Origin of the sequence: Actinoalloteichus hymeniacidonis (assembly GCF_014203365.1) — a bacterium.
GTDB classification, from domain to species: Bacteria; Actinomycetota; Actinomycetes; order Mycobacteriales; family Pseudonocardiaceae; genus Actinoalloteichus_A; species Actinoalloteichus_A hymeniacidonis.
Genome location: NZ_JACHIS010000001.1, coordinates 517,722 through 529,658 on the forward strand (window position 1 = coordinate 517,722; position 11,937 = coordinate 529,658).

The window sequence follows — 11,937 nt, forward strand, 5'->3', positions numbered from 1 at the left end:
AGGTAGTCGATTCCGCCGGGCGGTGTCGGAGCGGCGCGCACCGGGGACTGTTGCAAGATGTCGAGCGGAAAAACCAGATGACAACTCTTGTGCACTGGCCGAATGCTGTCGTCTGCCGCAGCCACGCTTTCGCGTCGGTGTGTCGATGCTGTGATGTCCCTTGGGTGCAGCCGGTTCAGGTGCGGCGCTGACCTGCCGATATCCGCCGTGCGCAGGGCGTTGAATCAATGGCGCTGTTGGTCTCCTACGGATACCTGCCCGGAACCGACATCACCCCCTCGGTCGGCTTCATGCGCGAGTTGCCGAACGAATCTCTCGAATTCTTCACGCCGGGAGAATGGGACGAGGACCTGATGCTGCTCGATCCGGATTCCGATTCGACTCTCGCCGAGTCCATCGGATTCTCGGGTGCCCGAGAGGCCGAAGAGGTCGAGACGAATTGGAACTCGGCGCCACTGAGCCCGTCCCCCTACGGCTACGAAGCGCGCCGCAGCCAACGGATCGGCGACCGGATCGAAATCTCCGTGGGTGCTTTCGCCACGGCCGAGGCCGATACGGCTTACATCGGGGTGGGGAGGGCCTCGTCGGAAACACCACGTTGTCGCGGGATGGCGAAGTGCTGGGGAGTTCACCGGAGGTCGGCGCAGGCAGCTTCGCCGTGCCTGCGGACGCGGGCAGGTACACCCTTGAGGTCGCAGCCACCCGCGAGGCGCCGTGGTCGCCTGATCGGTACCGAGGTCGAGGTCTCCTGGACCTTCGACTCCGCGCCCGTCGAGGGGGACCAGCCGGAGGTGTTGCCGCTGGCGGGTGTGCGGTTCGAGAGCGAGGTCGACGACTTCGGCCGTGCGCCCGCAGGGGTCGAATATCCGGTTCAACTGCACCCGGAGCACCTGCTCGGCACCGAGATCACGGAGCTGACCATGGAGGTCTCCTACGACGACGGTGCATCCTGGGCCGTCGTGCCGACGACGGCGACCGAGCAGGGCGCGACGGCGCTACTGGATCACCCGGATTCGGACGGGTTCGTCTCGTTGCGGGCCAGCGCCGTCGACGCGGCGGGCAACAGCGTCGATCAGACGATGCTGCGCTCGTACCAGATCACGACGGGCTGATCAGGAGCTCGCCTACCGGTCGACATCGCGTTGTGCGGCTGTCACCCGAGTCTGCACCGCAGCCGCACAGCTGCGGTGCAGACACGGTTCGCCGATCGGCACGATGCAAGACCAACGAGCCTCAAGCGACGCGACCGCATGGGCGCCACCGGGGATGCGATGGCTCGGCACGGCGTTGGCTGGATCCCACGCCGATCACGGCAGCCGTTGCACTGCGGGCAACGTCAGGAAATCGATGAAGCGCTCCGACAGAGCGACCTCTTCGAACCATTCGGTGGCCTCGTCGAGTCGAGGCAGCTGGCCGGCGGGCAATTCGACCTGTAGACGCTCCCGCGTCTCCTGCACCACCTCGTGCACCAGTTCGACATCCACGGTCGCGCCGGACTCGAGTTGCACTCCGTTGTGTACCCATTGCCATAGCTGCGAGCGAGAGATCTCGGCGGTGGCGGTGTCCACGAGCCGACGGCCGATGGGCACCGCACCCGAGCCGCCGAGCCAACCGATGAGGTAACGGATGCCGAGGTCGACGGCCGCCCGCAGCCCGACGTCGGTGACGACACCGCCCGCCGAGGCGATGTCGAGCAGCGTCTGCGGATCGTAGGTCGCCTCGTCCCTGGTCCGGTCCAGCTGGTTCGGGTCGACGCGCAGAACCTCGTCGAAGGCCTCGCGACACAGCCCCACGAGCCCTGGATGCGACACCCGGGAACCATCGAAGCCGTCGGCGGCCTCGCGGCGCTTCTCCGCGCGCACGGCGTTCGACGCCGTTGCGACGGCGTACGCGTCCCGGCCGTCCGGAAGTTGCGTCGCGATCCCGCCGATGGCGTGGGCGCCGCGTCGATGGCAGATGCGTATGAGCAGATCGGTGTAGGCCCGCAGGAAGGGCGTGGTCGGGGCGGCGGCCCCGCGATCCGGTAGGACGAATCTCGGACCGGCATCCCGGAAGGTCTTGAGGACACTGAACAGGTAGTCCCATCGGCCGGTCGCCAGCCCCGAGACGTGCTGGCGTAGCTCGTAGAGGATCTCGTCCATCTCGAAGACAGCGGGAATGGTCTCGATCAGCACGGTCGCGCGAATACTGCCGATCGGCAGTGCCAGCTCCCGTTGCGCATGGACGAAGACGTCGTTCCACAGCTTGGCTTCCAGCCCGCCCTCCAGTTTCGGCAGGTAGAAGTACGGGCCGCTGTCCCTCGCCAGCAGTTCGGCCGCGTTGTGGAAGAGATACAGCCCGAAGTCGACCAGGCAGGCCGCCATCGGTTCGCCGTCGACCATCAGGTGCGGCTCGGGCAGGTGCCAGCCTCGGGGCCGCACGATGATGGCTGCCGATTCCACGTCTGTCCGCAGCGTGTGGGTCCGGCCGTCGACAGTGGTGTGCGTGATCGTCCGCCGTACGGCGTCGAAGAGATTGACCTGCCCCCCGATGACGTTCTCCCAGTGCGGGGTGTTGGAGTCTTCCAAGTCGGCAAGCCAGACCCGGGCCCCGGAATTGAGCGCATTGATCGTCGCGACGCGTTGGGTGGGGCTCGCGATCTCGACCCGGCGGTCCCGGAGATCAGCGGGGGCGGGCGCGACCCGCCAATCCGATCGTCGGATCTCGGCCGTCTCGGGACGGAAGTCGAGGCCACCGCGTCGAACGGCCTCCTCTCGGTGCAGGATGCGCCTGGCGAGCAGAGCCCGGCGTTGCGCGGCGAAGCGTCGGTGCAGCCCGACGAGGAAACCCAGCGCCTCGGGCGTCAAGATCTCTCTACCGCGCTCGACCTGCGGGCCTGCTACGCGAGCGCCCGACGAGACTCGTTCGATCTGTTCAACCTGCTCGACCAGCTCGGACATGAAACCTCCAGCATCGGCAGTGGGCAACGATCTTGCGGACGCCGTTGCCGAATCCGACCGGTGGTGAGGTGCCCGCAGTCGGAGCGCCCGCGCGATCGAGCACACCACCCCTGCCCGGAGACTGCTGGCCGAGAACCCGCGGTGGTCGAGGTCCTCGGCGGCCGAGGGGACGCCTGCGGACCCGGATCAGACGTCACCGCAGGCCAGCCAACGGCGGGATCGGGCCGACTCCTAGGCTCTGGCTCGTGCTACTGCTCGCCATCGACACCGCCACCCCCTCGGTCAGCGCCGGGCTGATCGAGGTGACCGAAGCCGCCGCGCCTCGACTGCTCGCCGAACGGATCGTGGTGGATCCCCGTGCCCACGGTGAGCTGCTGACGCCGTTGGTCCGGTCCGCCGTCGAGTCGGCGGGCCGTGCGCTCGGTGATATCGACGCGATCGCGGCCGGAGTCGGACCGGGGCCCTTCACCGGTCTGCGGGTGGGGATGGTCACCGCCGCCGCCCTCGGAGATGCCCTCGATCGGCCGGTGTATCCGGTCTGCTCGCTGGACGCGGCGCGCGCCGCAGCCGTCGAGGACGGCACGCAGCCAGGCCCACTGCTCGTGGTCAGTGATGCGCGGCGTCGCGAGCTCTATTGGGCTCGCTACGACACGTCCGGCGCCCGCACCCACGGCCCCGAGGTCGCCACGCCCGCCGCACTGGCCGAGCGCCTGCCGGAGTTGGACGTGGCGGCGGTCGCCGGGCCGATGGCATCGACGCATGCCCCGCTGTTCGAACTGCCCGTGCACTCCGAGGTAGGGCCGACCCCGCTGGGCTTGGCCAGGGTGATCGCCGCCGCTGCTCTCGAACGTGGCGAGCCCCGACCGCTGGTGCCGTTGTATCTGCGCAGGCCGGATGCGGTGGCGCCCGGCGCTCCGAAGAGGGTGACCACCTGATGAGCTTCCGACTGCTACCGCTGACCGAGGCGGATCTGGCCCGCTGCGCCGAGCTCGAAGCGCAGCTGTTCCCCGGCGACGATCCGTGGCGGGAATCCGCCTTCCGCGCCGAACTCGCCGCCGGGCACCTCTACCTCGCCGCGCATCGCGTCGACGCGGGGTCCGCTGCGGCAGGCGATGACGCGAAGCCTGCCGCCGGGGCGGGCACCCTGATCGGTTATGCCGGACTCGCCGTGGTGGGCCGGGCGCCCGACTTCGAGGCCGAGGTGCACACCATCGCGGTCGACCCCGAATACCAGGGCCGAGGCGTCGGCACGGCCCTGCTGGGTGCGCTGCTGGATCGCGCCGACCAGGTGCGGGCCGCGACCTTCCTGGAGGTACGCACCGACAACCGGCCCGCCATCGCCATGTACGAGCGCAACGGCTTCGAGGTGGTCGGCCTGCGCAAGCGCTACTACCAACCTTCCGGCGCGGACGCGCACACCATGCGACGGCCGGCGCGGCGCGAAACGCAGGCCGGTACGAACGAGGAGACGGCGTGATGGGCAGGCCAGAGTCGATCGTGCTCGGGATCGAGAGCTCCTGCGATGAGACCGGTGTCGGCCTGGTCGGACTGCATGCCGACGGCTCGGTCGAGCTGCTGGCCGACGCCGTCGCCTCCAGCGTCGAGCTGCACGCCAGATTCGGCGGCGTGGTGCCGGAGGTGGCCAGCCGCGCCCACCTGGAGTCGATGGTCCCGATGGTGCGTCGGGCCTTCGGCGACGCCGGACTGAGCCTGCGCGATGTGGATGCCGTCGCGGTGACCGCCGGTCCCGGTCTGGCGGGTGCGCTGCTCGTCGGGGTGTCCGCGGCGAAGGCCTACGCGGCCGTGCTCGATCGGCCGCTCTACGGCGTCAACCATCTCGCCGGTCACGTCGCGGTCGACACCCTGGAGCACGGCAGCCTCCCGAAGCCCTGCCTGGCGCTGCTGGTCTCCGGCGGACACACCCAGCTGCTGTTGGTGGAGGACATCGCCTCGTCCATCACCGAGCTCGGATCCACCATCGACGACGCGGCGGGCGAGGCGTACGACAAGGTCGCCCGGCTGCTGGAGCTGCCCTATCCGGGCGGTCCGCCGATCGACGCGGCGGCCCGACGAGGCGACCGGCAGGCCATCGCGTTCCCGCGCGGGCTGACCGGGCCGCGCGACGCCCGCCATGATTTCTCGTTCTCCGGATTGAAGACGGCGGTGGCCCGCTGGGTCGAACAGCGACGGGCCTCGGGCGAGCCGGTGCCCGTCGACGACGTGGCCGCGTCGTTCCAGGAGGCGGTCGCCGATGTGCTGACGGCCAAGGCGGTCCGGGCTGCCCGCGAGCACGGCGTGCAGACCATGGTCATCTCCGGTGGGGTGGCGGCCAACTCACGTCTCGGTGAGTTGGCCGCCATCCGCTGCGCCGAGGCGGGTATCGAACTGCGGATCCCCCGGCCCCGGCTGTGCACCGACAACGGCGCGATGATCGCCGCGTTGGGCGCCCACCTGTTCGCGGCGGGGGCAGCGCCCTCACCCGCCGAGTTCGGGGCCGATCCGGCGTTGCCGGTCTCCACGATCCACCTGGTGTGACGACGTCCGGCGCCCGGCGGGAGTCCGGGTAGCCGCGCGCCGCTCAGCCGCGATCTCGCTCCGGCGGCCCCTGGCCGATCAGGCCTCGTGCAGCGTCGCCTCGCGGTCGGGCACCACGAACGACGCCCTGGTGTGAACCTGGGCGTCCGGCACGCTCACCCGGTCCACCACTCGGAAATCGGCCCGCAACTCGTCGCGGGTGATCCGGGTACGGACATAGCCACGCTGCCCGTTGAAGAATTTGATATGCGGGTTGAGCTGCACGGATTCGTTGTCGTTCGGGTCGGAGTCGGCGCCATCGCCGCCCGAGGTGATCGAGGAGCACACCAGTTCGGTACCGACCGACCGCGAGTCCGGGTCGTTGTAGTCGAGCTTGACCTCGTTGGCCCAGTGGGTGTGGACGTCGCCGGTGAGGACGACGGCGTTGCGGACGCCCGCGTCCACCCACCCCTGGGTCACCCGATCCCGCGAAGCCGCGTAGCCGTCCCAGGCGTCCATGCTGTTGGCGCCCGAGGCGTTCTCCCGTTGGGTGAAGAACACCTGTTGACCGAGGATGTCCCACCGCGCCCTGGAACGGCGGAACCCGTCGAGCAGCCAGGCCTCCTGCTCCGCGCCGGTGATCGTCCGAGTCGGGTTGCCCGCCTCGTCGCAGTCCTTCCAACCGTCGCCGCAGGCCTGGTCGTCGCGGTACTGCCGGGTGTCCATCATGTGGAAGTTCGCCAGTCCGCCCCAGCGGAGCTTGCGATAGAGCCGGATGTCCACGCCCGCCGGTACCGAACTGCGGCGCAGCGGCATGTTCTCGTAGTAGGCCTGGGCCGCGGCGGTGCGGCGGGCGGCGAAGTCGGGCTGCGGGATCTCCGGCTTCTCCGGCACCTCGCCCGCCCAGTTGTTGTCGATCTCGTGGTCGTCCCAGACCACCAGCCACGGCGCGACCGCGTGCGCGGCCTGCAGGTCGGTGTCGGCCTTGTACTGGGCATGACGCTGTCGGTAGTTCGCCAGTGTCTCGGTCTCGGGGCCATCGTGGTCGCGGACGTTGCCGCCCGGCGCGTCGTAGTCGCCCGCCCGGTACTCGTACTGGTAGTCGCCGAGGTGCAGCACCAGATCCGGCTCTTCCTCGGCGAGCCTGCGGTAGGCGGTGAAGTAGCCGTGCTCGTACTGCGCGCAGGAGGCGAAACACATACTCAGGCCGCCGCCGAGCACCCCGTGTTCCGGTGCCGTTCTGGTCCGGCCGACGGGGGAGTGGTGTCTGCCGCTGCGGAAGCGGAAGAAGTACTCGGTTCCGGAGCGCAGCCCGGAGAGTTCGACGTGCACGCTGTGCCCGAGTTCGGGGCGCGCGTGCTCGGTGCCGCGCCGCACCACCCGGCGAAACCGTTCGTCCCTGGCGAGTTCCCACTGCACCGCGACGTTGCGGGCGGGCATGCCGCCCATCCCGTCCTCGGCCAGCGGGTCCGGCGCCAGGCGGGTCCAGAGCACCATGCCGTCCGGGAAGGGATCGCCGGAGGCGACCCCGAGCGTGAAGGGGTCACGGGGCGGTACCGCCGCCGGGGTGCTGCCCGGGTCGGTGGCTCCAGCCGGTCCCGCCCAGCCCGCTGCGGGGGCGACGACGGTCAAGCCTGCCGCTGCGGTGCCCGCAACCAGCATCGATCGGCGGGATAACGCGGAGCGGCCAGTCGGTACGAGAGAAGGCTTGGTGGCGCGTTCGGTCACGTCTGTCCTCCTGTGGTGGGGATCCGGCGGGCCGCGGGGACCGGCGGCCGTCTGCCGACCCTCGCGCGCGCTCATGGCGAGGCGATCCCCGCGAGGTGATGCGTCGCCCACGATTCGGTGAACGGCAGGGAGTCGGGCGGACGGCGAAATCGGTGCCACGGCCGGGTATTCCCGCGCAGGCGGGCCGGGTGGGCGACTGTCGGCCCGTCTCATGCCTGCCGACGGTCACGGGAATCCCGGGTCGCCGTCGGTCGGTGTGGGCTTCGAATCGGCCGCGTCTGCGACCCGGCCGACCAGGCGAATCGACGCGCCGGATCCGGCTGACCGTAGGGTGGTGCGGCAGACCCGCCGCAGGTGCGAGAGCGCCGCCTCCCGCCTGCGGATCTTCTCTCGGCCGCACTGCGGGCGGTCCGGGTGCGAGCCCCGGCGTTGATGATTGGCACTCGGCTGGGTAGAGTGCCAGCAGTACGGCGCTGAACCGCCCCGGCACCCGCGACGGCGGGGTGGCAGGAGCCGTCAAATCCTGCCAACGCTTCCGAGGCCCCAGAAGGTGGAGGTCACATCGTGGCGAGCGTGAACATCAAGCCACTCGAGGACAAGATCGTCGTCCAGGCGAGCGAAGCCGAGACGACGACCGCGTCCGGCATCGTCATCCCGGACACGGCCAAGGAGAAGCCCCAGGAGGGCAAGGTCCTGGCCGTCGGACCGGGTCGCGTCGACGACAACGGCAACCGGATCCCGCTGGATGTCGCAGTCGGTGACGTCGTCATCTACTCGAAGTACGGCGGCACCGAGGTCAAGTACAGCGGCGAGGAGTACTTGATCCTCTCCGCGCGCGACGTTCTGGCCGTCGTGAACTGACGAGTTCACGTTAGGCGATCTGTGCCACCGCCCCGGCGGTCCCGGAGCCTCGGGATCTCCGGGGCGGCGGCATGTTCCCCCTGGTTGTTTTGGACTCTCGTAGGTGGTCCGCGCTGCTGGTCACCCGACGTGGTCCGACAAGCAAGCCTCAATACCCCTTGAGAGGGACGCAGAATGGCTGCTAAGCAGATCCGGTTCGACGAGCAGGCGCGGCGCTCGCTGGAGAGTGGCGTCAACAAGCTCGCAAACACCGTCAAGGTCACCCTCGGCCCGCGCGGCAGGCACGTCGTGCTGGACAAGAAGTTCGGTGCGCCGACGATCACCCTCGACGGTGTGACGGTCGCTCGCGATGTCGAGCTCGACGACCCGTACGAGAACCTGGGCGCCCAGCTCGCGAAGAGCGTCGCGACCAAGACCAACGACGCGGCGGGCGACGGCACCACCACCGCCACCGTGCTGGCTCAGGCCCTGGTCACCGAGGGCCTGCGCAACGTGGCTGCGGGCGCCAACCCGCTGGTGATCGGCAAGGGCATCCAGGCCGCCGCCGACGCCGTGGTCGAGAGCCTCAAGACCAAGGCCACCCCGGTCAAGGGTCGCGAGAACATCGCGCAGGTCGGCACCGTCGTCTCGCGGGACGAGACGATCGGCGCGCTGCTCGGCGAGGCCATCGAGCGGGTCGGCGAGGACGGCGTCGTCACGATCGAAGAAGCCTCCACCATGTCCACCTGGCTGGAGGTGACCGAGGGCGTCCAGTTCGACAAGGGCTTCCTGTCGCCGCACTTCGTCACCGACGCCGACCGCCAGGAAGCGGTGCTGGAGGACGCCCTGGTGCTGCTGCACCGGGACAAGATCTCCTCGTTGGCCGACTTCCTGCCGCTGCTGGAGAAGGTCGTCGAGGCGGGCAAGCCGCTGCTGATCATCGCCGAGGACGTCGAGGGCGAGGCGCTCTCCACCCTCGTGGTCAACTCGATCCGCAAGACCGTGCGGGTCGTCGCCGTCAAGGCGCCGTACTTCGGCGACCGTCGGAAGGCGTTCCTGGACGACCTCGCCGTCGTGACCGGCGCGCAGGTCGTCGCCCCCGAGATCGGCATGAAGCTCGCCGACTCCGGTGTGGACGTGCTGGGCAAGGTCCGCCGCGTGGTGGTCACCAAGGACGACACCACCCTGGTGGACGGCGCGGGCACCCGTGAGGCCATCGACGGCCGGGTCGAGCAGCTGCGCCGTGAGATCGACGCGACCGACTCCGAGTGGGACCGCGAGAAGCTGCAGGAGCGGCTGGCCAAGCTCTCCGGCGGTGTCGCGGTGATCAAGGTCGGTGCGGCCACCGAGATCGAGGTCAAGGAGCGCAAGCACCGCATCGAGGACGCCATCGCGGCCACCAAGGCGGCCGTCGAAGAGGGCATCATCCCCGGTGGCGGTTCCAGTCTGGTGCACGTTGCCAAGGAACTGGACGGCAACCTCGGCCTCACCGGCGACGAGGCGACGGGCGTGGCGATCGTGCGTGCCGCGCTGACCGCGCCGTTGTTCTGGATCGCCTCCAACGCCGGCCTCGAAGGTGCCGTGGTGGTCTCCAAGGTGGCCGAGCAGAGCTGGGGCGGCGGCTTCGACGCCTCCGCGCTGACCTACGGCGACCTGTTCGAGTCGGGCATCGTCGACCCGGTCAAGGTCACCCGGTCCGCCGTGGTGAACGCCGCTTCGATCGCCCGCATGATCCTCACCACCGAGAGCGCCGTCGTGGAGCTTCCGGAGGAGGACTCGGCGGTCGGTCACGGGCACAACCACTGACCCTCGACACACCCCTTGCACAACACACGGGGCGGCACCGGCTTCACGCGGTGCCGCCCCGTCGTGTTGCGTCGGTGTGTTGCGTCGGTGTGGCGAGTCAGGAGGCCAGACCGGCCATTCGACGACTCTTCGATTTGATCAACAGGGTTCTCTCGGCCTCGGAGAGCCCGCCCCAGATGCCGTACGGCTCCTGCACCGCCAAGGCGTGTTGTCTGCACTGTTCGAGTACCGGGCACTGCTGGCAGACCTCTTTCGCGCGCGCCTCCCGCCGCGATCTGGCCGGACCTCTCTCGCCGTCCGGATGGAAGAAGAAGGCGCTGTCCATGCCCCTGCATGAGCCTTGAAGCTGCCAATCCCACAGGTCCGCGTTAGGCCCTGGCAGCCGCCGAGTGTCGGCCATTTGTCGACCACCTCCCCGCAAGTGGTGCACTTTGATCGTGGGTGCGGACCGCACCCCCGTATGGGGATCTACGCTAGAACCGCGCCATAACTTGTTCAAGACCCTTCGCTCCATAAGTTGTTCACACTAATGGGCGTTATCCTGTGGCGTGGAGCACTAAGTGCCCCTGGACCGCCGAGAAACCGGTGATCAGTTCACCGTCCAGACGACCGGAACGGACATGGCCTCGTGACCACGCAGCCAGGACCCGATGACGGCGGTGAGATCGACGAGGGCTGCGTAGCGCCGCTTGGCGAAGTCGAACCGCTGGCCGACGCCATGGGCGACGAGCCCTCCCTGACCGTGGCGGCGATGGCCCGTCGACTAGGTATCGCTCCCGCCACCCTGCGTACCTGGGATCGGCGTTATGGACTCGGGCCGAGCGGACATACCAGCGGACGACATCGCCGCTACGGCCCGCGCGACCTCGCTCGGCTGGAATTGATGCAGCACGCGCTGTTGCGCGGCGCTTCCCCCGCAGAGGCCGCGCGTTACGCCCTGAACACCCCGCCGCCCCCGAGGCAGCCCACCGAGCAGCCCGCCGATTCGATGCGGGTGACCGGACGGGTCGCCGAGGCCGAGGCGCCCCCGCAGCCTCGACGGGCAGGCCTGGTGGTGGACTCCGAGCGCCTGGGCGCCGAACCGGCCACCGATTCCGCCGCGAGGCAGCCTGCGACGGACGGCGCCGATACGGACCCGCTGCCCGGGCTCGCCTCCGGATTGCTCTCCGGCGGCCTGGATCTGCCCGACTTCGAACATCGGGCCCGTTCCGGTGGTCGCGGACTGCGGCTCCCCGGCGCGAGCAGTCGGGCCAGGGGACTCGGTCGGGCGGTGACCGCGATGGACTCGTGGTCGGTGAACCGACTGCTGCTGGAGGCCCTGCGCGAGGACGGCGTGCTGACGGTCTGGCAGGAGCTGGCCGAGCCGGTGCTGTCCGCGTTGAACGAGCGTTGGGAGCACTCCGGCGAGGGCATGGAGATGACCCGGTTGCTCAGCGAATGCCTCATCACGGTGATGAGCACGGTGACGGCCGGAGCTGGCGAACCGAGGACCGCCCGGTCCGTCCTGCTGCTCGGTGCCCCCGGCGAGGTCCAGGCCCTGCCCGTCTACGTGTTGGCCGCAGAACTCTCGGTGCGCAGGCTCGGCGCGCGACTGTTGGGCTTCGGGCTGCCGGTGGACGGGATCATCGCGGCGGTGCGTCGCGTGGCGCCCGCCGCCATCGTCCTGTGGGCGCAGCGGCCGCGCTGTGGCGATCCGGCGGTGTTCGAGGCGTTGCCCAGGACCCGGCAGCGGGTCCGGCTGTTCGCGGGCGGGCCGGGCTGGGATCGCAGCACGCTGCCGGGCCGGGTCGAGGTGTTGACCGAGCTGCCTTCGGCGGTGGAACTCATCGAGCGGACCGTGTCGGTGCGCGGCGGCCGGACCTAGCAGGCCGCTTCGGCCCCCCCGAGGCTGAGCGGGGCTATCGAGGCCGATCTGCGCGCCGAAAACTCACGAAGGGTGACCAAGGCAACGCTCTCTGGAAAATCTCTCGCGGCCGACGGAGTTCTGGGTAGGGTCGCAGAGTGCTCCATTCCGGTGAACCTCGGTCGGCTAGCCGTCGGAGCAAGTACTTGACGGATTAAGCATCAGATCGGGTCAAGGTTTGGCGACCGGCGTCCGATAGGGAAGTGG

The 11,937-nt window shown here is 69.5% G+C and carries 10 protein-coding genes; 7 read left to right on the plus strand and 3 right to left on the minus strand.

Annotation, left to right across the window (positions count from 1 at the left end):
* Nucleotides 1-227: 227 nt before the first annotated feature.
* Nucleotides 228-1,112, plus strand: a complete 885-nt coding sequence (locus tag BKA25_RS02395) for a hypothetical protein (protein WP_069852491.1) — start codon at nt 228-230, stop codon at nt 1,110-1,112.
* Nucleotides 1,113-1,307: 195 nt separating this feature from the next.
* On the opposite strand, the gene aceB is transcribed toward BKA25_RS02395, so the two are convergent.
* Nucleotides 1,308-2,939 (minus strand): malate synthase A, encoded by a 1,632-nt coding sequence (gene aceB / locus BKA25_RS02400; RefSeq protein WP_069852489.1) that lies wholly within the window; start codon nt 2,937-2,939, stop codon nt 1,308-1,310.
* Between the two features lie 245 nt (nt 2,940-3,184).
* Here aceB and tsaB point away from each other — a divergent pair, with 245 nt between their 5' ends.
* The 3 genes from tsaB to tsaD are packed head-to-tail and all read left to right on the plus strand — an operon-like array spanning nt 3,185 to nt 5,474.
* On the plus strand, nt 3,185-3,874 hold the full coding sequence (gene tsaB / locus BKA25_RS02405) for a tRNA (adenosine(37)-N6)-threonylcarbamoyltransferase complex dimerization subunit type 1 TsaB (RefSeq protein WP_069852487.1): 690 nt from the start codon (nt 3,185-3,187) through the stop codon (nt 3,872-3,874).
* On the plus strand, nt 3,874-4,416 hold the full coding sequence (gene rimI, locus BKA25_RS02410) for a ribosomal protein S18-alanine N-acetyltransferase (protein WP_069852485.1): 543 nt from the start codon (nt 3,874-3,876) through the stop codon (nt 4,414-4,416). Before tsaB ends, rimI begins: the two co-directional genes overlap by 1 nt.
* On the plus strand, nt 4,416-5,474 hold the full coding sequence (gene tsaD / locus BKA25_RS02415) for a tRNA (adenosine(37)-N6)-threonylcarbamoyltransferase complex transferase subunit TsaD (protein ID WP_069852483.1): 1,059 nt from the start codon (nt 4,416-4,418) through the stop codon (nt 5,472-5,474). Before rimI ends, tsaD begins: the two co-directional genes overlap by 1 nt.
* Nucleotides 5,475-5,552: 78 nt before the next feature.
* Here the strand turns inward: tsaD and BKA25_RS02420 are convergent, their stop codons facing one another.
* Nucleotides 5,553-7,115, minus strand: a complete 1,563-nt coding sequence (locus BKA25_RS02420; protein WP_069852481.1) for an alkaline phosphatase D family protein — start codon at nt 7,113-7,115, stop codon at nt 5,553-5,555.
* Between the two features lie 630 nt (nt 7,116-7,745).
* Here BKA25_RS02420 and groES point away from each other — a divergent pair.
* Both groES and groL read left to right on the plus strand, forming a co-directional pair.
* Complete coding sequence (groES, locus tag BKA25_RS02425) at nt 7,746-8,042, plus strand: co-chaperone GroES (protein WP_069852479.1); 297 nt, start codon at nt 7,746-7,748, stop codon at nt 8,040-8,042.
* Nucleotides 8,043-8,216: 174 nt separating this feature from the next.
* On the plus strand, nt 8,217-9,827 hold the full coding sequence (gene groL, locus BKA25_RS02430; protein ID WP_069852477.1) for a chaperonin GroEL: 1,611 nt from the start codon (nt 8,217-8,219) through the stop codon (nt 9,825-9,827).
* 97 nt (nt 9,828-9,924) lie between these two features.
* Here groL and BKA25_RS02435 read toward each other — a convergent pair whose 3' ends face one another.
* The gene (locus BKA25_RS02435) at nt 9,925-10,227 is read right to left on the minus strand and encodes a WhiB family transcriptional regulator (RefSeq protein ID WP_069852475.1); all 303 of its coding nucleotides are present in this window, start codon (nt 10,225-10,227) and stop codon (nt 9,925-9,927) included.
* Between the two features lie 318 nt (nt 10,228-10,545).
* Between BKA25_RS02435 and BKA25_RS27490 the strand changes: the two genes are divergently transcribed.
* Nucleotides 10,546-11,691 (plus strand): MerR family transcriptional regulator, encoded by a 1,146-nt coding sequence (locus BKA25_RS27490; RefSeq protein WP_236751029.1) that lies wholly within the window; start codon nt 10,546-10,548, stop codon nt 11,689-11,691.
* Nucleotides 11,692-11,937: the final 246 nt, after the last annotated feature.